General features: G+C 42.1%; 18 protein-coding genes. 6 read left to right on the plus strand and 12 right to left on the minus strand.

What is annotated here, in order from left to right; genetic code table 11:
- Nucleotides 1-2: 2 nt before the first annotated feature.
- From AC2CZC_RS02405 to pspA, 8 genes are all read right to left on the minus strand, one after another.
- Complete coding sequence (locus AC2CZC_RS02405) at nt 3-347, minus strand: 4a-hydroxytetrahydrobiopterin dehydratase (RefSeq protein WP_063360383.1); 345 nt, start codon at nt 345-347, stop codon at nt 3-5.
- Between the two features lie 10 nt (nt 348-357).
- A complete protein-coding gene (gene phhA, locus AC2CZC_RS02410; RefSeq protein WP_237135288.1) occupies nt 358-1,155 on the minus strand; it encodes a phenylalanine 4-monooxygenase in 798 nt (265 codons plus the stop codon).
- Nucleotides 1,156-1,368: 213 nt separating this feature from the next.
- The gene (locus tag AC2CZC_RS02415) at nt 1,369-2,547 is read right to left on the minus strand and encodes a trans-sulfuration enzyme family protein (RefSeq protein WP_484583710.1); all 1,179 of its coding nucleotides are present in this window, start codon (nt 2,545-2,547) and stop codon (nt 1,369-1,371) included.
- 176 nt (nt 2,548-2,723) lie between these two features.
- Complete coding sequence (locus AC2CZC_RS02420) at nt 2,724-3,740, minus strand: TIGR01620 family protein (RefSeq protein ID WP_484583711.1); 1,017 nt, start codon at nt 3,738-3,740, stop codon at nt 2,724-2,726.
- Nucleotides 3,737-5,143 (minus strand): YcjX family GTP-binding protein, encoded by a 1,407-nt coding sequence (locus AC2CZC_RS02425; protein WP_484583712.1) that lies wholly within the window; start codon nt 5,141-5,143, stop codon nt 3,737-3,739. The genes AC2CZC_RS02420 and AC2CZC_RS02425 overlap by 4 nt, the downstream gene beginning before the upstream one ends.
- 53 nt (nt 5,144-5,196) lie before the next feature.
- Nucleotides 5,197-5,598 (minus strand): envelope stress response membrane protein PspC, encoded by a 402-nt coding sequence (gene pspC, locus AC2CZC_RS02430; RefSeq protein WP_484583713.1) that lies wholly within the window; start codon nt 5,596-5,598, stop codon nt 5,197-5,199.
- Complete coding sequence (gene pspB, locus AC2CZC_RS02435; RefSeq protein WP_063360389.1) at nt 5,595-5,828, minus strand: envelope stress response membrane protein PspB; 234 nt, start codon at nt 5,826-5,828, stop codon at nt 5,595-5,597. The genes pspC and pspB overlap by 4 nt, the downstream gene beginning before the upstream one ends.
- Before the next feature lie 75 nt (nt 5,829-5,903).
- Nucleotides 5,904-6,563 (minus strand): phage shock protein PspA, encoded by a 660-nt coding sequence (pspA, locus tag AC2CZC_RS02440; RefSeq protein WP_284020276.1) that lies wholly within the window; start codon nt 6,561-6,563, stop codon nt 5,904-5,906.
- Nucleotides 6,564-6,746: 183 nt separating this feature from the next.
- Here pspA and pspF point away from each other — a divergent pair, with 183 nt between their 5' ends.
- From pspF to AC2CZC_RS02470, 6 genes are all read left to right on the plus strand, one after another.
- On the plus strand, nt 6,747-7,832 hold the full coding sequence (pspF, locus tag AC2CZC_RS02445; protein WP_484583714.1) for a phage shock protein operon transcriptional activator: 1,086 nt from the start codon (nt 6,747-6,749) through the stop codon (nt 7,830-7,832).
- 77 nt (nt 7,833-7,909) lie between these two features.
- Nucleotides 7,910-9,490 (plus strand): ABC transporter substrate-binding protein, encoded by a 1,581-nt coding sequence (locus AC2CZC_RS02450; protein ID WP_484584831.1) that lies wholly within the window; start codon nt 7,910-7,912, stop codon nt 9,488-9,490.
- On the plus strand, nt 9,487-10,521 hold the full coding sequence (locus tag AC2CZC_RS02455; RefSeq protein ID WP_484584832.1) for an ABC transporter permease: 1,035 nt from the start codon (nt 9,487-9,489) through the stop codon (nt 10,519-10,521). The genes AC2CZC_RS02450 and AC2CZC_RS02455 overlap by 4 nt, the downstream gene beginning before the upstream one ends.
- Nucleotides 10,508-11,401, plus strand: a complete 894-nt coding sequence (locus AC2CZC_RS02460) for an ABC transporter permease subunit (RefSeq protein WP_484583715.1) — start codon at nt 10,508-10,510, stop codon at nt 11,399-11,401. The genes AC2CZC_RS02455 and AC2CZC_RS02460 overlap by 14 nt, the downstream gene beginning before the upstream one ends.
- The gene (locus tag AC2CZC_RS02465) at nt 11,401-12,408 is read left to right on the plus strand and encodes a peptide ABC transporter ATP-binding protein (RefSeq protein WP_484583716.1); all 1,008 of its coding nucleotides are present in this window, start codon (nt 11,401-11,403) and stop codon (nt 12,406-12,408) included. Before AC2CZC_RS02460 ends, AC2CZC_RS02465 begins: the two co-directional genes overlap by 1 nt.
- Nucleotides 12,393-13,154: an ATP-binding cassette domain-containing protein gene (locus AC2CZC_RS02470; protein ID WP_484583717.1), complete on the plus strand. Its 762-nt coding sequence runs from the start codon at nt 12,393-12,395 to the stop codon at nt 13,152-13,154. Before AC2CZC_RS02465 ends, AC2CZC_RS02470 begins: the two co-directional genes overlap by 16 nt.
- Nucleotides 13,155-13,225: 71 nt before the next feature.
- Here AC2CZC_RS02470 and AC2CZC_RS02475 read toward each other — a convergent pair whose 3' ends face one another.
- The 4 genes from AC2CZC_RS02475 to clpX all read right to left on the minus strand — a co-directional run bounded on the left by AC2CZC_RS02475 (nt 13,226) and on the right by clpX (nt 19,556).
- Entirely contained in the window at nt 13,226-15,139 is a 1,914-nt protein-coding gene (locus AC2CZC_RS02475) for a SurA N-terminal domain-containing protein (protein WP_484583718.1), read from the minus strand.
- Nucleotides 15,140-15,298: 159 nt separating this feature from the next.
- Complete coding sequence (hupB, locus tag AC2CZC_RS02480) at nt 15,299-15,571, minus strand: nucleoid-associated protein HU-beta (RefSeq protein WP_039608493.1); 273 nt, start codon at nt 15,569-15,571, stop codon at nt 15,299-15,301.
- Nucleotides 15,572-15,780: 209 nt separating this feature from the next.
- Nucleotides 15,781-18,150 carry an endopeptidase La gene (gene lon / locus AC2CZC_RS02485; RefSeq protein WP_484583719.1) on the minus strand — a complete coding sequence of 790 codons (2,370 nt, stop codon included), beginning with the start codon at nt 18,148-18,150 and terminating at the stop codon, nt 15,781-15,783.
- A 122-nt stretch (nt 18,151-18,272) separates the two neighbouring features.
- Nucleotides 18,273-19,556: an ATP-dependent protease ATP-binding subunit ClpX gene (gene clpX, locus AC2CZC_RS02490; protein ID WP_237135275.1), complete on the minus strand. Its 1,284-nt coding sequence runs from the start codon at nt 19,554-19,556 to the stop codon at nt 18,273-18,275.
- Between the last annotated feature and the right edge of the window lie 63 nt (nt 19,557-19,619).

Below are 19,619 nucleotides of genomic sequence, written 5' to 3' on the forward strand. Positions count from 1 at the left end.
TCTTATAGTGCTGCGAAAACTTCGTCAGTTTTTGATGCACAAATAAAGTCATTTTTGTGAAGACCTTTAATTGAATGGCTCCACCAAGTCACAGTCACTTTACCCCACTCAGTTAACAAACCTGGGTGGTGACCTTCATCTTCAGCCATATCACCCACTTTATTTGTAAACTCAAGTGCTTGTTTGAAGTTCTTGAACTTATAAACTCTTTCTAATTGCATGATACCATCACGTACTTCAGGTACCCAATCAGGGATCTGCTTAATTAATACTGCTAACTCTTCATCTGACACTTTTGGCGCATCCGCACGACACGCTTCACATTTTTGTGCACTTAAATCAGACATGGGTGGTTCCTTAACTTGCTAATTTGTTTTTAGGTGGAAATTTTGGCTCAAACAGCCCTAATTCTTTTGCCTTTTCTACTAATGCCATGATATCCATTTGAGAAATATCAAACAGATCATCTATCGAATTAATGGTGTAGTACAAAGGCTGCATGATATCAATACGATATGGTGTACGCAGTACATCTAAAACTTCAAGTTTGTTAATCTCTGGTGTATCTGAATACACGTATTGAGTTTCACCTGGGCTAGATAAAATACCGCCGCCGTAAATACGCAAACCGTTATCAGTCTGCATTAGGCCAAACTCAACTGTGAACCAGTATAAACGCGCAAGATATACACGGTCTTTTTTCTCTGCTGCGTAACCTAGTTGACCATATTTATGTGTAAACTCAGCAAATGCTGGGTTTGTTAACATGGCACAGTGGCCAAATATTTCATGAAAAATATCAGGCTCTTGAAGGTAGTCAAATTCTTCACGAGATCGAATAAACGTGGCTACTGGGAATTGCTTGTTGGCAAGTAATCTAAAAAACTCATCAAAATCGATTAATGCAGGTACTGGTGCAACTTGCCATCCAGTCTCTCTTTCAAGTACAGCGTTAATTTCGTGCAGTTGAGGAATACGATCGTGAGGTAGGTTGATCTTCTTCAGACCTTCCATGTATTCATCACATGCCTTGCCTTCGATACATTTAAGCTGTCTTGCAACCAGCTCAGACCAAATTTTATTTTCTTCTTCACTCCACTCAATGATGCCTTGCTCATTAGGCTGCTTGGAAGTGTATTTACTAGATTTAGCCATAGTAACCTTCTTTATCTTGATCTCCACTTCTGGTGGTGGAGCGTTCAAACCTGTTATCTCGATACTATGTAAAAGTGAGCAAAATATTAATAGGTAGACCTAAAATGGCCTACCTGAAGAACCCTAAAAACGTAAATCTTTAATTACACTTTTGAACACCAAATAATACACACCATATTTAAATAGCCTTTCAGGGAATTTTAGTGTAAATATTTAGATACACTTAAATGCACTTTTTAGGTCCAATATGATATCTTCCACCGCTTCGAGACCGACAGAAATACGAATGAGCCCGTCAGAGATCCCAGCGGATAAGCGCTCTTCTTGTGTATAAGGTGAATGCGTCATCGATGCTGGGTGCTGTATTAAAGTTTCAGGGTCACCCAGACTAACCGCTAAGGTGCACAGCGAAGTCGCATTGATAAAGGCCTCGCCATCCGCCAAAGTGCCTTTGATTTCAAAAGCAATGACACCACCTGCACCTTGCATTTGCTCGCCCAGGTATTTATGTCCAGGATGAGATTCAAGTCCCGGGTAGTACACCTTTTCTACTTTTGCATGGCCCTCTAAGAATTCAGCGACTTTTTGGGCACTTTGACAGTGACGCTCAATGCGAACATGCAGCGTTTTCAAACCGCGATTAATCAGCCAAGCATCATGCGGGCTGATCGTCGCACCAATGTCCTTCAATACGGTCAGCTTGATGGTTTCAATATGTTCTTTACTGCCACATACTATTCCTGCCACCACATCACCATGACCGTTTAAGTATTTAGTGGCGCTGTGGATCACAATATCAATGCCATAACGCTTTGGCTTTTGCAGCAGTGGCGTCATAAAAGTATTATCAACTACGCTTATTAAATTATGCCTTTTAGCAAACTGGCCCAGCATAGATAAATCCAATACTGTCATATTTGGATTGATCGGTGTTTCTGCAAATAACATTTTACTATTTGGCTGAATGGCATTTTTCAGTGCTGCTTCATCCGTCATATCGACAAAACTGACCTCAATGCCAAATTTAGGAAGCATGTGAGCAAATAAAGCAAAGCTACAACCGTATAACGCACTAGAGGCGATTAGGTGGTCACCTTGCTGTAAAAAGCTTAGTACCGATGCAGACACGGCCCCCATCCCCGTAGCGGTTGCCGCCGCATCTTCCATTTCTTCTAACTGGGCGACCTTTTCTTCAAGCTCTCGCGTTGTTGGATTACCAAGGCGCGTATAAATATAACCCGCTTCCTCTCCTGCAAATCTTGCTGCGCCCTGTGCTGCATTCTCAAATTTAAATGTCGAGGTTTGGTACAGAGGTGCAGTTAAGGCACCATGTGGATCATTTGCATGATTTGGGCCGTGTATACAATTAGTATTATCATGTAACTTTTTCATTGCTTGCCTGTTGTTATTATTCAAAATGTTTATATCTTATGTAATTAGATATTCCATGATGGATAAATGTACAAGCATGCTGGAAGTTCAGAAGTCTAAGTGAGAAACATTAATAAGCTTTGGCTGTACACATATGTTGTCACTTAAAATGCAACTTCATATGTGTGCCATAGAGTTTAGTTTTGTTTAATTAGCTGACTTGTCAGTTTTTTTGCAAAGTCAGATAAGAAGCTGGTTGTATTTTCCAATCGTGGAATTGGCCTGCACAGTGCCATTGCTTTATAGCCAAGTCTCGCAGTAAAAACACCTGCACTGAGCCCTTGAGCCGAACGGGCAGATAGCTTACCAAGTAACTCTGCACCTAAGCTCGTGGCGGCAAGATCGCTGATCAATTCAGATGCGCCCACAAAAACAATTTGCTGAGCGAGCAATTTATATAATTTAATACGACTACGGTAGCCTAATGTGATCCCATAGTGCGCACTTAACTTTTCAATCAAACTCACACCGCGCCATAACACTGCAAGCATATCTGTAATCGCCATCGGACTGAGTGCGACCATTAACGCTGAGGTTGTCGCATAATCCGTGATCATTTTTCTGGCCTGCTCGTCTTGCGTTTGCAACACCGTCACTTCATATAGCTGCAGTACTTCTTGATCTGTGTAATGGCTTTGCAAGCTTTGCTGAAATTTTGCCACTCCCTCCTCAGGCAGCTTTGCTAATACTGGCGCCAACCAAGCTTGTGCCTCACCAATTTGATTACTATTTAATAGCCTTTGAGCTTGCTCTCGGCGCTGCTCTAATTGCTTAAGTGTTCGCAGCGCCCTTGCTTCGCTTATTAAAAACTTTCCGCACCAGCCAACAATAGAAACCAACAAAAGTAAGTACACACTTGCAAGAATAACACTTTGTTGAAAAGCACTGAAAATTGTCAGTACCAACTCAACGGGGATCAATACCGCCAGACTAATGAATAAACAATGGCGCCAACCAAACTTTGATTTGCTCGGCTGTAAGCCCTGATCAACAGACTCATCATCAGAGAAAGGCTCAAACGTTTGCTCTGTGCTGGCAGGTACCAAATCACACTCAATACGCTCTCCCGCTCTGGGCTCAGAAAGTATAGCGTCTTCGTTTTTCTCTGGCGTTTCTATACGCCTACCTGCGTATCTTTTTTGCGGATCTGTCACGTGAGCTTATCTCCAATTAAAAACTGTAAAGTATGATCTAAGCGGATATGCTCTAGCTGCCCCTGATAAGCTGGATATGGGTAAAAAGAAAGGAAATTAAACCCATTTTCTGGCCATTGAGCATCTGAAAGAACATGATCCGGCGGCTCTGGAGGGAGGTAAGTAATATATTCAGACTCAGTCAAAGGGCGACCATAAACACAGTGCAAGAGATTTCCAGATTCATTAACTTGCTTAGGTTGACAGCTCTTTACCGAAGAAATCGTCATAGTATCGACGGTTACGCCTGAAAACTTCAATTCATTTTCTTGTTCACATAAAAGTGCATGTAATAGACGTGTCAGGCTATCTTGCTCAGATAAAGCGACTGCGTCGCACTTATTGGCAGCAAACAATACCTTGTCTATTTTGGGTTTAAATAAACGCTGTAACAGACCACTTTTGCCGTGCTCAAACATGTCCACGGTCTCTTTTAAGGCCAGTTTGGTTTGTGCGAGCGTATCGGGGCCATCATTTAACGCACCTAAAATATCAACCAACACAAGTTGTCTATCAAACGCACAAAAATAATCTTTATAAAAAGGTGTGATAACCTGCTTTTTATAGGCTTCAAAACGGCTTTCTAATTGTGCGTATTGACTGTCTTGATGCTGCTGCCCATGCGTTAATAAAGGAAAAAACTGGATTACCGGTGCACCCGCTAAATCACCAGGGATCAACATCCTGCCAGGCTGCAGCTGCGACAACTTAGTATGTTTTTTTAACTTCATTAATGTTTCTTGATAAAGCTCAGCAAGCTTATTTAGCGTGGACATGTCGACTGGCGCCGTGGCATCAAAGTGGTTTAATTCAGATAGAAAAGCGGCACAATGCTCACTATATGCCGGTGTTGATAATACAGCTAACTGCGTTTTGCACCACTGTTCATACGTCATATTTAATAGCGGTAAGTCCATCAACCACTCACCGGGATAATCAATTAACTCCAAATACAAAGTATGATCGCTTGCCACATGCTGACGTAGCCCGCTATGACTGCGAAACTTTAAAGCAAGGGTAAGTGTATTTATGCGCTCGGTAGAAGGCGGCCAACGAGGTGGGCTGTCTAATAAGTGGGCTGATGCAGACGCGTAGTCGAAAGTTGGAATATCGAGCGCTTTTTGTGGCACTTGCTTACAAGCAATTAAGCGCTGTTCTCTCACAACATCAAAAAACGGCAGGTTTTGACTATTTGCTTGGGTTGTTAAATGCTTGACGAGGGCCGTTATGAATGCAGTTTTACCACTACCACTAAACCCTGTCACCGCTAATTTGACATGTTGATCTAAGGTGCGCTGCAATGTTTTTTGCGCTTTACTTTGTAGTTTTTCAAGGGCGTTGTGAGTAACCCGTTTCACACTCATGCTGATTGTAAATCCCTATTAGAAGTGGCGTGGCGAAGGCTCGCCACGTACCATTATAATTTGTTAATTTCCCTTTTTACTGTGAATTCAGGAGAAGTAACATAGCGTTCCATAGACTGAATGCGGTTATCTAACTTGCCCAAACGGTCTTTTAAGTCAAATAAAGCTTGGCGTGGCGGCTCGCCTTTTTGCCATACTTTAAACTTCACTGAGACAGGATCTATATCATGGCTACTGGATGACTGATCGTGTTCAATTGTTTTACGGTCTAAGATAAACCAGCAGGCGATATAAATAACCACAAATAATGGGCCGCCCGATAGTAAAACAGCCGTCATAAATAGAATGCGAACCAGCCAAAGCTCCATGTTAAAATAATCACTTAAGCCTGCACATACTCCCGCTAACTTACCGCGTTTTGGGTCTCGGTATAACTCTCTGCGCTTTTGACTCATACTTTGCGCCTCCAGTCCGGTGATTCTTGATCTAACAGCGCCTCCAATGTTTCAACGCGCTCAGCCATTTTTTCTGCTTTATTTGCCAGCTCAATTAGCTGACGATGTTCATGTTCGCTTAAGCCCTGACTCACCTGTTTTTTACTTTTGTAATGAAGAATGAGCCACAGCGGAGCCACCACGATCATAAAAACCATAATTGGGGCTACTAGTATCTCTGCGTCAAACATAATCTTCTCCTGTTTATTTAGTCTTGGCAGCGTATTTGTGTATTGCACCTACTGTAACAGTAGGTGCCATTATGTTCATTTATTTGCAAGCTTCTTTTTTAAAGCTTCAAGCTCATCATCTACTTTCTCATTTTTTTGCAGATCTGCGATTTCATCTGCTAATGATTTTTTACCCAAATCATATGATTCAACTTGAGCTTCTAAACCATCTATTTTATTTTCGTAGCGCTCAAAACGATTCAATGCATCTTCAACTTTAGTGCTGTCTAATGCCTTTTTCACATCTAAGCGAGACTCTGCTGAGCGTTGACGTAGCACAATAGCTTGTTGTCGTGCTTTCGCATCGGCTAGTTTCTCTTGTAATGTAGTCACTTCTTGTTGCAGCTTCTCGATATGAGACTCTACATGGCTTAGCTCTTGCTCAACACTTTGTGCCGCATCAGACGCTTTTTGCTTTTCAAGTAGCGCCGCTCTTGCAAGATCTTCGCGTTCTTTGGTTAAAGCCAATTCCGCTTTTTCTTGCCAATCATTGGCTTGGCCATTTAACTGCTCAACACGTCTTTCTAACTCTTTCTTCTCTGCCAGTGTTTTCGCAGACGTAGAACGCACCTCAACAAGTGTGTCTTCCATTTCTTGGATGATCAACTTGACCATTTTTTCTGGATCTTCCGCTTTATCCAAGATTGCATTAATATTAGAATTTACGATGTCAGCAAAACGTGAAAAAATTCCCATAATCTTTTACCTCATTGGTTGTGATTTATATTGCTGATAAGTATGTATCAATAAGCTTGCCAACTTTGAAAAGAAAAATAAACAATAAATTTCAATAACTTATAATTATAATAAAAAACTATCCATCCCGTTTTTTTTCAAATAAACTAGATGTTAGTCAAAAAAACTAAGAGTTAGTCAAATATGAGTCAATTCCGTCAACAGGATAACTTACTCGGCCAGTCTGATAGCTTTTTAGCTGTATTAGATCAGGTCTCTCAACTTGCTCCACTGGAAAAACCCGTGCTTATCATTGGGGAACGCGGTACAGGTAAAGAGCTCATTGCAGCGCGATTGCACTTTTTATCCGAGCGCTGGGATCAAAACTACGTAAAACTCAACTGTGCAGCACTAAATGAAAACTTACTTGAAAGTGAATTATTCGGTCACGAATCAGGCGCATTTACTGGCGCCAGTAAGCGACATGAAGGACGCTTTGAACGTGCCAATGGCGGCACTTTGTTTTTAGATGAACTCGCCAACACTTCAGCCATGGTGCAAGAAAAGTTACTACGCGTGATTGAATATGGGGAATTTGAACGTGTAGGTGGCAAGCAAACGGTCAAAGTAGATACGCGATTAGTGTGTGCAACCAATGAAGATTTACCCAGTCTTGCCGAAAATGGTGAGTTTAGGCATGACTTACTCGATAGACTCGCATTTGACGTGATTACACTCCCGCCACTGCGCGCTCGACAAGAAGATATTTTACTACTCGCAGAGCACTTCGCCATAAATATGGCCAGAGATCTAGGGTGGTCACTGTTTAGCGGCTTTACTCGCAAAGCAACCGAAGCACTGCTTACATATGATTGGCCGGGTAATATTCGTGAATTGAAAAATGTCATAGAGCGAAGCTTATATCGACATGGTAATGAGCACCTTCCAGTTCATCACATTACTTTTGACCCTTTTGAAAGCCCTTATCGACCTCAGCAAAGAATAAAAGCACAAAAATCAGAGCCGATAATCCCAGCGACTCCATCACAGCACAATACAAATGACATAATTGAAGTTGCAGAGGTTCAATCTTTACCAATGGCGTTACAAAGCTTTCCATGTGACTTAAAAACACTCTCAAGTGACTACGAAATTGAGTTACTAAAAAAAGCATTGGAGTTTAGTCAATTTAACCAAAAGAAAACTGCACAAAACCTTGGATTGACGTATCATCAGCTAAGGGGATATTTGAAAAAATACAATTTGTTAGACTCACAACAAGAGGCTTAACTGTGGTCGCCAAAATGACTGACCTTTTACACATCTGTCAAAAATATAAAGAGGCCGTTTTTGCCGCAGCTACAACCATGTTTGTATCTGCGTGTGGAGAAGTGCCGGATGCGAAACAGACCAATAAAACCCAAGGCATCGTCTATTGCGCTGAAGCAAATCCAGTCTCCTTTAACCCACAGGTCACAACAACTGGCTCAACCATAGATATCATCGCCAACCAACTATATAACTCTTTAATCAGTATCGATCCTGTCACGGCAGAGTTTAAGCCAGAATTGGCTACAGAGTGGTTGATCAGCGATGACGGCAAAAAAATTACTTTTAAACTTAGAAAAGGGGTGCAGTTTCACAGCACAGAGTATTTTACTCCCACCCGCACTATGAATGCGGATGATGTGATCTTCTCTTTCAGTCGCCTCTTTGACGTCTACAACCCTTATCATTTTGTCCAAGATGCTAATTATCCTTACTTTCAGAGTGTGGGTATGGACCAGCTGATCAGAAAAATTGTTAAGGTCGACGATTATACTGTTCGCTTTGAATTATTTAGTGCTGAAAGTAGCTTGTTATCAAATATTGCCACTGATTTTGCCGTGATCTTATCAGAAGAGTATGCAATGTTGCGGGCATCTCAAGACAAAAAGCATTTATTTGATTCCTTACCAATTGGAACTGGCCCCTATAAATACAAGCACTTTCTGAGAGATAATTTGGTACGCTTCCATAAACATAACGGCTATTGGAAACACGATTATGCCGTCGATCAGCTGGTTTATGACATCACCACAAACAATACAACACGCATAGCCAAAATGCTCACCAAAGAATGTGATATTACCTCGCACCCGAGCGCGACTCAGCTAGAGGCACTCTCGCAGAGGAAAGATATCGTTGTGGACAAAGCCGTTAACCTAAATGTGGGTTACTGGGCATTTAATACTGAAAAGCCGCCTTTTGATAATGCGCTGGTTAGAAAAGCACTTGCACACAGTATCGACTTTGACAAAATAATGCAGGCTGTATTCTATGGTAATGGCATTGCTGCACAGTCTATTCTCCCCCCTTCCTCATGGGCGTTTACCGAACAAGCGATGCCTTATTATGACCCAAATATAGCTAAACAATATTTATCGCAGGCAGGTTACCCTGATGGGTTCGAAATGACGCTCTGGGCCATGCCTGTATCACGTATATATAACCCTAATGCACGCAAAATGGCCGAGCTAATTCAAAGCGATCTTCGTCAAATCGGGATCAGAACACGCATTGTTGAGTATGAATGGAATACCTTTATTGAACGAATTGGACAGCATGAGCATGATAGTGTTTTATTGGGGTGGGCTGCTGATACGCCAGATCCAGACAATTTTTTTAGCCCACTGTTGAGTTGCACAGCCACATTTACTGGTAAGAATCCAGCGAACTGGTGTAACCCAGAATTCGACCTTTTATTAACTCAAGCGCTAGATACCAACGACCTTAAAATGCGTAAATTCTACTACCAGCAAGCCCAACAGATGTTAGTTGAAGAACTCCCGTTAGTGCCTATTGCGCATGGTGTAAGATTTCAGGCACGCAGTGCCGAAATTGCAGGTGCTGAGTTAAGGCCCTTTGGCGGTGTTTCACTGGCTAACGTCAGAAAGGAAGCGCAATAATGCTAGATTACCTTTTGAGACGATTAAGCTTGTTAGTCTTTATGTTATTTGCCCTTACGGCATTTACATTTAGCTTAAACTATTTGTTTCCGGGCGATTTACTCACTAATTTCAGTGGCCAAGTAAATACCAGCTTTAGTCAATCGCAAATGCTTGAGGAGAAATATCACATTGATGACAATGTCCTCATACAGTACGGCGCCTTTATTAGTCGCTTGTTTCAAGGTGACTGGGGAGTATCACTTTCTTCAGGACAAACAGTAGCGTCACATGTTGCACTGCTACTGCCTGCAACACTAGAACTATGCTTTTATGCTTTGGTTGTCGCCATTTTACTGGGTATTCCAGCAGGGATCATTACCAGTGCTTATCATAAGAAATGGCCGGATAAAGTCATTAGTACGCTCACATTACTTGGCTTTTCTATACCTGTTTTTTGGCTCGCGCTATTGCTCATTATGGTATTTTGCCTTGGCTTTGGCTGGTTCCCGATGTCAGGTCGCATTGGTTTATTATACGAAATACCAGCCGTCACTAACTTTATTCTATTAGATATTTGGATACTTGGCTTTCCCTACGGTGGGCAAGCATTTATTGACGCTCTTCATCACCTTGCATTGCCCACAATCGTACTGGCCATGTATCCAACAACAGTGCTTACTCGGTTTACCAGAGACTCAATGCTCAATGTGCTGGAACAAAATTACATAAAAACTGCCAGAGCAAAAGGACTGAACCGCAGACAAATTATCTTAGATCACGCTCTACGTAATGCGCTTTTACCCGTTATTAAGCAGATTGGTTTGCAATTTAGTACGCTCATTACGCTTGCCATGGTGACCGAAGTCATTTTTTCTTGGCCCGGCATTGGACGCTGGTTGATAGACAGTATTTATCAGCGCGATTACCCCGCAATTCAAGGCGGTTTACTCGCGGTCTCGATGTTCGTTATTTTTGCCAATATGCTCGCTGATTTAACTCACTCCTTACTCGACCCTGTATCTAGGAACCAATCTCATGGCAAAGTTTAGCTTATACAGTGAAGAGTCAAACCGCTCACCACTATCACGGCTGTGGCGAAACTTCAAAGCAAATCACCTTGCGCTCGTTGGGCTATGGATGTTTATAGGGTTAACTTTATTGGCTATGACAGCCCCTTTGCTAGCACCTTACGGTATCGATCAGCAACATGGGGAGGCGCTGCTATTGCCACCTTCATGGCACGATGACGGGGATGTGCACTTCATTTTAGGCACGGATGATCTTGGCCGAGATGTACTTTCAAGATTGATGAATGGTGCAACTTACACATTTGGCTTATCCATTATCGCAGCGTTAGTCACGACAATTTTTGGTGTAATACTAGGTACTTTAGCGGGGATCAATAAAGGGTTTAAATCGAGCATATTAAACCACTTACTTGATATTACGCTTGCCATTCCGTCACTCCTACTCGCGATCATCATCATCGCAATATTGGGACCGGGCTTACTCAATACAGTATGGGCGATTATTTTAGCACTACTGCCGCAGCATATTCACTCCATTAGAAATCTCGTCGTTGAAGAGCTCAACAAAGATTATATTGGCGCATATAGACTCGATGGTGCCAGTCGAGGACAAATTTTATTTCGTGGTGTATTTCCAAATATTTACGAACATATCGTGGTGATTTTCACTTTGGCATTATCAACTGCAATTTTGGATATCGCAGCATTGGGCTTTTTGAAACTCGGTGCCCAACCGCCAACAACTGAATGGGGCGCCATGCTGGCTGAAAATTTAGGGCTTATTTACCTCGCGCCATGGACTGTTGGCCTGCCCGGTGCGCTATTGTTTTTATCAGTATTAGCCACTAATCTTGTAGGTGATGGGCTAAGAAAAGCACTCCAAGCAAGAAAGGCAACCTGATGCAACTACTTGATATTAAAAACCTCACTATAGAGCTGCCTACTGAAGATGGGGTCATTCGTGCTGTAGATAAGGTGAACCTGAGCCTCAAAGAGGGTGAGGTGCATGCACTTGTTGGAGAGTCGGGTTCAGGGAAAAGCTTAATTGCTAAAGCCATTGTCGGTGTCCTCAACGAACGTTGGCGGATCACTGCTGATCGAATGCACTGGCGTGGCGTTGATTTAATGCGCTTAAGCCCTGAAAAGCGACGCAAAATTGTTGGCCGTGATATGGCAATGATTTATCAAGAGCCGAGAAGAAGTCTAGATCCGACAGCTAAAATCTTTGAACAGGTGGCCGAGTCGCTACCCGACGAGTGTTTCAAAGCAGGTTTTTTTGGTCGTAAAAAAGAGCGCAAAGTTAAAGTTAAAGCTTTATTACACAAAGTTGGTATTAGGGATGATGAGAGAATATCGAGTAGTTACCCTCATGAATTATCAGAAGGTGTTTGTCAAAAAGTCATGATAGCCATGGCCATTGCTAGAAACCCTCAATTGCTCATCGCAGATGAACCAACTACTGCACTTGAAAGTACCACGCGCGCACAAGTATTTAGACTGCTAAAAAGTCTAAACCAGCTTAAAAACATGTCTATATTAATGATCTCCCACGAATTGGAAGAAATCACTCAATGGTCTCATGCTATTCATGTTCTGTACTGTGGGCAAATGGTGGAAGCTGGGCCGACAAAAAAGGTATTTACCGATCCCTATCATCCATATACACAGGCGCTGGTAAAATCACTCCCTGACTATGCCCATGGGCTAGGTCATAAAGCCCCCTTTTATGCGCTAAAAGGCACAATTCCTCCTCTGCAACATCTACCTATAGGCTGTAGGTTAGGACCTCGTTGTCCGCAAGCACAAAGAGAGTGTGTGGCAACGCCCGTATTGGTGAAATCACATGGGCATTCATATGCATGTCACTTTCCACTCAATAGAGAGAAGAAAAAATGCAACCCGTGCTAAAAGTACAAGCACTTAGCAAAACGTTTAAAACGCGTTCAGGTATATTTAAACGAGATAAAGTAAAAGTCTTAAAGAATATTTCATTTGCGGTATTGCCTGGACAAACATTGGCTGTCATTGGTGAAACAGGCTCAGGTAAAAGTACCCTTGCTAAGGTATTGGCGGGCGCTGAAGAAGCTGACTCTGGGCAAATCCTATTAAACGGGGACATGATAGTAGACGATGGCGCATCAAAACGAGAATGTCACCATATCCGACTTATTTTCCAAGACCCAACTCGTTCTCTCAACCCCGGTCTCACTATTGGTGAAATGCTGGATGATTGCTTGCGTTTTAATACCAAGCTCACCCAGACGCAACGAGACAAAAAGATTGAACTAACTTTATCGCGTGTAGGGCTACTTTCAGAGCACTATGAATACTACCCGCATATGTTTAGCGGTGGTCAGCTGCAACGTGTGGCGCTTGCCAGAGCCCTCATTTTAGACCCAAAAGTGGTTGTATTAGATGAAGCATTATCATCACTAGACCCTTCTGTCAGAGCTCAAATCGTAAACCTACTATTAAAGCTACAAGAAGAAACGGATCTAACCTATGTATTAATTACACACCACCTAAGCTTAGTTAAACATATGAGTGATAAATTACTGGTGCTTAATAATGGTGAGGCCGTTGAGTATGGCTGCTGCGATACCATCTTTCACCGACCACAATCTAAGGTGATGAAAAAGCTGCTTGCGGTATAAGTAAAATACACTTCGCAATAGATATAAAAAAACCACCAAAAGGTGGTTTTTTTATATCAAAAAGTAAAACCTTAATTTTCTTCTGTGACTTCAAAAGAGCTTGGCTTTACAATTTCAGCAGTGTCTTCTAATGCACTCAGTAACGCAAAGTAGTTTTTATTCACCTGTGCACGCGTCACGCTTTGCTTTTGCTGAGGTTCAAGCTCATCAGTGACTTCTGCGAGATTAACTGCCTTAACAACTAGTAGTGCAGCATCACCGTTATTCAGCTCAACCATTGCTTTAGATGAAGCGCCTTCAGCAGGGTGAGGCATTTTAAATGCTTTACTCACAAGCGCTGGTGAAACTGCATAAGTTTGACGTGCAAGGGCAGCTTCAGACTTCACTTCAAGCGACTCTGCCGCAGCAATAGCAGAAAGAGATTGACCTTCTTCTAACTGTGCAAATAGCGTATGTGCTTTATCTTTTGCTAGCTCAGATGCTTTATCATTTTCTAAACGCGCTGTAATTTGCTCTGTTACTTCTTCAAGTGACTTAACAGCAGCTGGCTTATGTTCAACCACGCGAACAACAACAACGTGTTCAGGTGCAACTTCTATGACTTCTGAATTTACACCGTCTTCAAGCAGCTCTGGTGTAAAAATAACACGAGAAACAGCTGGCTGATTCAGAGGCGCAGGTAGTAAGTTTCGTGCAACTAACTCAGTCGTTTTAACTTCAAGATTTGCCGCAACCGCTGCATCATCAAGCGTATCTGCCACTTCAAATGCCAACTCACGTACTTCTTCTTGCTTGCCATAGAATGCATCTATTTTTGCATTTTGCTCTAGTTCAGTACGCAGCTCTGCAGCCATTTCTTCAAATGCTGTTACTTCCTGTGCTTGAAGATCTGTTAGTTGGATAATATGGAAACCGAATTCAGACTCAACCACTTCTGAGTAATCACCCACATTTGCCAGTGCAAATGCAGCAGCTTCAAACTCAGGGTCCATCATATCGCGTTCAATCCAATCTAGGTCACCACCTAATTCGCCACTAGCTACGTCATCTGAATGTTCTTGTGCAAGTTCTGCGAAATCAGCACCGCTCTGTAACTGCGAGTATAAATCTTGTGCTTTTGCTTTTGCAGCCTCTGCATCTTCGATGCCTTCAACTAGAATATGTGAAACACGACGTCTCTCTTCTTCTAGATACTGAGCTTGGTTTTCATCGTAGTAAGCTCTCACTTGCTCATCTGTCACTGGGTCAACCAGCTCCATGTCTGATGCTTTTAACTCGATATAACTCAGTGCAACCTGTTCAGGTGACATGAACTGGTCTTGGTTTAAGTCGTAGTAATCTTTGATCTCTGACTCTGATACAGTGACTTGTGACTTAAGTTTCTCTTTGTCTAAAACGATATAATCTATGTCTCTTGTCTGCTGCTGCAGAACCAAGGTTTGCTTTACTTCGCTCTCAAGGGCAAAGTCGGATCCAGCAATCGCTGAAACGAGCTGATCACGCGTCATTTCTTCACGAAGGTACTCACGGAAGTCATCAGGTTGGAAATTCATCTGTCTGATCAGCTGTAAGTAACGGTCGTTACTAAATTGACCACCGATCTGAAAATAAGGCATATCGAATATCGCTTGCTTGATTTGTGCGTCACTAACACGAAGCCCAAGTTCAATTGCAAGCTGATTTTGTAATTCTTGCTGTACTAAGCGATCAACCACGCCTTGGCGGATCTGCGCCATATAAGTTGGATCAGAAGCGATTTGTTCGAAGTATTCTCCAAACTGTTGCTCTAATCTACCACGCTCGTTTTCGAACGCTCTCGCAAAGTCTAATTGCGAAATTTTAACACCATTGACTTCTGCAACTGGTTGCTCTGTGGTTTGACCTAGGTAACCACCGATCCCTGCCAGCGCAAAAGACAAGATAACTGCACCAAGAACGATCTTGGCAGCAAGGCCCTGAGAGCCCTCTCTAATCTTTTCAAGCATTTGTTCTATCTCTTATCTAAGTCAAAGCACCAAGGTACTTTGCATCAGTTAGCTCATGTAAAAAAAGCGTATCTTACCAGATACGCTTTTTATTCTGAAGCTTATGCGTCCAATTACATCTACTTAACAATAGTGTAAGTGTAAATTATAAGCTCTATCTTAGTTAACCGCGTCTTTTAGAGCTTTACCAGCTTTAAAAGCAGGGATGTTAGCAGCAGCAATATCAATTGCAGCACCCGTTTGAGGGTTGCGGCCTGTGCGTGCAGCGCGTTCACGAACAGAAAAAGTACCAAAGCCTACAAGAGCAACTGAGTCGCCTTCTTTTAGCGCAGCGGTTACTGACTCAATGAATGAATCCAGTGCACGACCAGCAGCGGCCTTAGAAATATCAGCATCAGCTGCGATTTGATCGATTAATTGAGATTTATTCACAATATCATCCTCTTACATTGTTATTATCAAGAGCGATGGTGTTTTAAAACTAACATCACTTTTGTTGTTAACTACGAGAAATCTTTCGATTCTCTATTGCTTAAATGTATTACAGCCTAGAAACTACGGGGCTTCCCGTGCCCTAGGCCTAAATCCAGTGCTTAACTTAGCACACCAACGGGATTTGAAAACCCTTTTTATCGACTTTTTTAAGCTTTCACAGCAGTTTTTTGCGTTTCAACAGAAAAACTGTCCACTGGTTGAGCAAGTGCAATTGATAAAACGTCTTCAATCCAAGTAACTGGGTGGATTTCGAGCCCTTCTAAAACATTATCAGGGATCTCTTTTAGGTCGCGTTCATTCTTTTTAGGAATGACCACGGTCTTAATGCCACCACGATGCGCAGCCAATAGTTTTTCTTTCAAACCACCAATTGGCAATACTTCACCGCGTAAAGTGATCTCACCAGTCATAGCTACATCACTTTTTACTGGGTTGCCAGTAAGACTTGAAACTAAACCTGTGACCATCGCAATACCTGCACTGGGGCCGTCTTTAGGTGTCGCACCCTCAGGCACGTGCACATGGATATCACGCTTTTCGTAGAAATCATCGTTAATACGTAGCTTATCAGCACGGTTTCTCACTACGGTCATTGCTGCCTGGATAGACTCTTGCATCACATCACCAAGTGACCCCGTATAAGATAACTTGCCTTTACCAGGAACGGCTGCACTTTCAATTGTCAGGAGATCACCGCCCACTTCTGTCCATGCTAAGCCAGTCACTTGACCAACACGATCGCCATCTTCTGCTTTACCATAATCAAAACGCTGCACACCAAGGAAACTTTCCAAATTGTCTGCGTTGATCACAACCTGTTTTTGGTCTTTGTCTAACAAAATGGTTTTCACCGCTTTGCGGCACAACTTAGACATTTCACGCTCTAGATTACGTACACCGGCTTCTCGTGTGTAGTATCTAATGGTATTAATAATAGCGCTGTCTTCTATTTCAATTTCACCCGCTTTTAAACCATTGCGCTTAATTTGCTTGGGAATTAGGTGCTGCTTAGAAATATTCAGCTTTTCATCTTCGGTATAACCAGACAGACGAATAACTTCCATACGGTCTAATAACGGACCTGGGATGTTAAAGCTATTGGATGTTGCAACGAACATCACGTCAGATAAGTCGTATTCAACTTCAAGGTAATGATCGGCAAAACTACTGTTTTGTTCAGGGTCTAATACTTCTAATAACGCAGAAGCTGGATCGCCGCGCATATCCGAAGACATTTTATCGATTTCATCGAGTAAGAATAATGGATTTTTAACGCCCACCTTACTCATGCTCTGGATCAATTTACCCGGCATAGAGCCAATGTAAGTACGACGGTGACCGCGAATTTCAGCTTCATCACGTACCCCCCCCAAGGCCATACGCACATACTTACGACCAGTAGAGCGCGCAATAGACTGACCAAGACTCGTTTTACCAACACCTGGAGGACCAACTAAACACAAAATAGGACCTTTAAGTTTATTGGTACGTTGCTGCACAGCCAAATACTCAATGATGCGCTCTTTGACTTTGTCTAAACCATAATGATCCGAATCTAAAATCTTCTGTGCATTCGCTAAGTCTTTTTTCACTTTAGAGCGCTTTTTCCAAGGCACATTGATGAGCGTATCAATATAAGAGCGAACCACTGTGGCTTCAGCCGACATTGGCGACATCATCTTGAGTTTATTTAACTCTGAAGTGGCTTTTTCTTCTGCCTCTTTCGGCATCTGAGCTTCGCTGATACGGTTTTTGAGTGTCTCAAACTCATCAGGCACATCATCTAGTTCACCGAGCTCTTTTTGAATGGCTTTCATCTGCTCATTGAGGTAGTACTCACGTTGTGACTTTTCCATTTGCTTTTTCACACGAGAGCGAATTTTCTTCTCAACTTGAAGTAAGTCTATTTCACCTTCCATCAATGCCATTAAGTATTCAAGACGTTCTGTGACATTGTATAGCTCAAGCACTTTTTGTTTTTCAGGTACTTTTATCGGCATGTGCGCAGCCATAGTGTCAGCCAAACGTGCCGTTTCATCTATACCAGATACAGAAGTCAGTACTTCAGGCGGGATTTTTTTATTGAGTTTTACATACCCTTCAAACTGACTCACTGCACTGCGAATAAAAATGTCTTGTTCTTGCTCAGCAATATTCTCAGATGCGATAAATTGCGCATTCGCTAAGAAATATTCATCAGTCACTAAAAACTCATCGATTCTTGCTCTTTGCGTGCCTTCAACAAGCACCTTTACAGTGCCATCTGGCAGCTTCAGTAGTTGTAAAACTGTAGCAACGGTACCAACATCATAAATATCGTCTGTACTTGGATCATCGATGGAGGCTTCTTTTTGAGCCACTAAAAAAATTTGCTTGTCATTTTCCATTGCAGCTTCAAGACATCTAATAGATTTCTCTCTGCCAACGAATAGCGGGATCACCATATGAGGGTAAACCACTACATCACGCAGTGCTAACACTGGAATTTCGACTCGATCCGTTCTCTCAAGCGTCATTATGTTCTCTTTGCACTTCATTTATTTTTAAGATTACAGAGGTATATGGGGATGCCCTCTATAAAGTTCAACTCTTGGACAAAAAAAGGAGCACTAGGCTCCTTTTCTAACTTACTGACATATCATTCAGATGCAGCTTTATCTTGACCACTATTTTCGTAAATTAAAATAGGATCTGACTCCCCTTTAATAACGGTTTCGTCAATAACAACCTTGCTAACATCTTCAACTGACGGTAGCTCGTACATGGTTTCTAAAAGCACAGCTTCTACAATTGAGCGTAGTCCACGAGCACCTGTTTTACGTTCCATTGCTTTATGTGCAATGGCTTTTAAGGCATCTTCACGGAATTCGAGTTCAACGCCTTCCATTTTAAATAAGGCACCGTATTGTTTTGTCAACGCATTCTTCGGTTCATTTAAAATCTGTATCAACGCGTCTTCGTCAAGTTCAGTTAAAGTAGCAACAACAGGTAGACGTCCTATAAACTCTGGAATTAAGCCATATTTCACTAAATCCTCAGGTTCAACGTCTTTAAATGTTTCGCTTAACGTACGCTCACTGTCAGAGCTTTTCACTTCTGCACCAAAACCAATACCTGTATTAGTATGGCTGCGCTGCTCAATAACTTTATCAAGACCCGCAAATGCACCACCACAGATAAATAAGATTTTAGATGTATCTACTTGCAAAAATTCTTGCTGTGGGTGCTTACGACCACCTTGTGGTGGCACTGATGCAACAGTACCTTCAATCAGCTTAAGTAACGCTTGCTGAACACCTTCACCTGAAACATCTCTAGTAATAGATGGATTATCAGACTTACGTGAAATTTTATCAATTTCATCTATATAAACGATACCGCGCTGTGCTTTTTCGACGTCGTAATCACACTTTTGCAAGAGCTTCTGAATGATGTTTTCAACATCTTCGCCTACATAACCTGCTTCAGTTAACGTCGTTGCATCAGCCATAGTAAACGGCACATCAAGCAATCTAGCGAGTGTTTCCGCAAGTAATGTTTTACCACTACCAGTTGGGCCGATTAACAAGATATTACTTTTACCAAGCTCTACATCCGCTTTGATACCTTGATTCTTTAAACGTTTATAATGGTTATAAACCGCAACAGACAATACTTTCTTTGCATGTTCTTGACCGATAACATAGTCATCTAAGTGATTACGGATCTCTTTAGGCACCGGCAGTTTATCAGACGCATCATGCTGCGGCGCGATATCCTTGATCTCTTCTCTAATGATGTCGTTACACAGTTCGACGCATTCATCGCAAATATATACTGATGGACCAGCAATTAATTTACGTACTTCGTGCTGACTCTTACCACAAAATGAGCAGTACAAGAGTTTGCTATTCTTGTCGCCGTCTGTAGGAGTGTCTGACATTCAACTACCTCTTAAATTTGGTGAGTTATCTCTGATTTGATAACACAATACATGCTTTAACTA

The organism is Pseudoalteromonas sp. MMG033 (assembly GCF_057197785.1).

Coding starts and splice junctions, on each gene's coding strand:
- pspF (WP_484583714.1), top strand. CDS start 6,747: ATGAGTCAATTCCGTCAACAGGATAACTTACTCGGCCAGTCTGATAGC.
- AC2CZC_RS02405 (WP_063360383.1), bottom strand. CDS start 347: ATGTCTGATTTAAGTGCACAAAAATGTGAAGCGTGTCGTGCGGATGCG.
- AC2CZC_RS02465 (WP_484583716.1), top strand. CDS start 11,401: ATGCAACTACTTGATATTAAAAACCTCACTATAGAGCTGCCTACTGAA.
- AC2CZC_RS02450 (WP_484584831.1), top strand. CDS start 7,910: ATGTTTGTATCTGCGTGTGGAGAAGTGCCGGATGCGAAACAGACCAAT.
- pspA (WP_284020276.1), bottom strand. CDS start 6,563: ATGGGAATTTTTTCACGTTTTGCTGACATCGTAAATTCTAATATTAAT.
- AC2CZC_RS02415 (WP_484583710.1), bottom strand. CDS start 2,547: ATGAAAAAGTTACATGATAATACTAATTGTATACACGGCCCAAATCAT.
- pspC (WP_484583713.1), bottom strand. CDS start 5,598: ATGAGTCAAAAGCGCAGAGAGTTATACCGAGACCCAAAACGCGGTAAG.
- lon (WP_484583719.1), bottom strand. CDS start 18,150: ATGACGCTTGAGAGAACGGATCGAGTCGAAATTCCAGTGTTAGCACTG.
- AC2CZC_RS02460 (WP_484583715.1), top strand. CDS start 10,508: ATGGCAAAGTTTAGCTTATACAGTGAAGAGTCAAACCGCTCACCACTA.
- clpX (WP_237135275.1), bottom strand. CDS start 19,556: ATGTCAGACACTCCTACAGACGGCGACAAGAATAGCAAACTCTTGTAC.
- AC2CZC_RS02425 (WP_484583712.1), bottom strand. CDS start 5,143: ATGAGTGTGAAACGGGTTACTCACAACGCCCTTGAAAAACTACAAAGT.
- AC2CZC_RS02470 (WP_484583717.1), top strand. CDS start 12,393: ATGCAACCCGTGCTAAAAGTACAAGCACTTAGCAAAACGTTTAAAACG.
- AC2CZC_RS02475 (WP_484583718.1), bottom strand. CDS start 15,139: ATGCTTGAAAAGATTAGAGAGGGCTCTCAGGGCCTTGCTGCCAAGATC.
- pspB (WP_063360389.1), bottom strand. CDS start 5,828: ATGTTTGACGCAGAGATACTAGTAGCCCCAATTATGGTTTTTATGATC.
- phhA (WP_237135288.1), bottom strand. CDS start 1,155: ATGGCTAAATCTAGTAAATACACTTCCAAGCAGCCTAATGAGCAAGGC.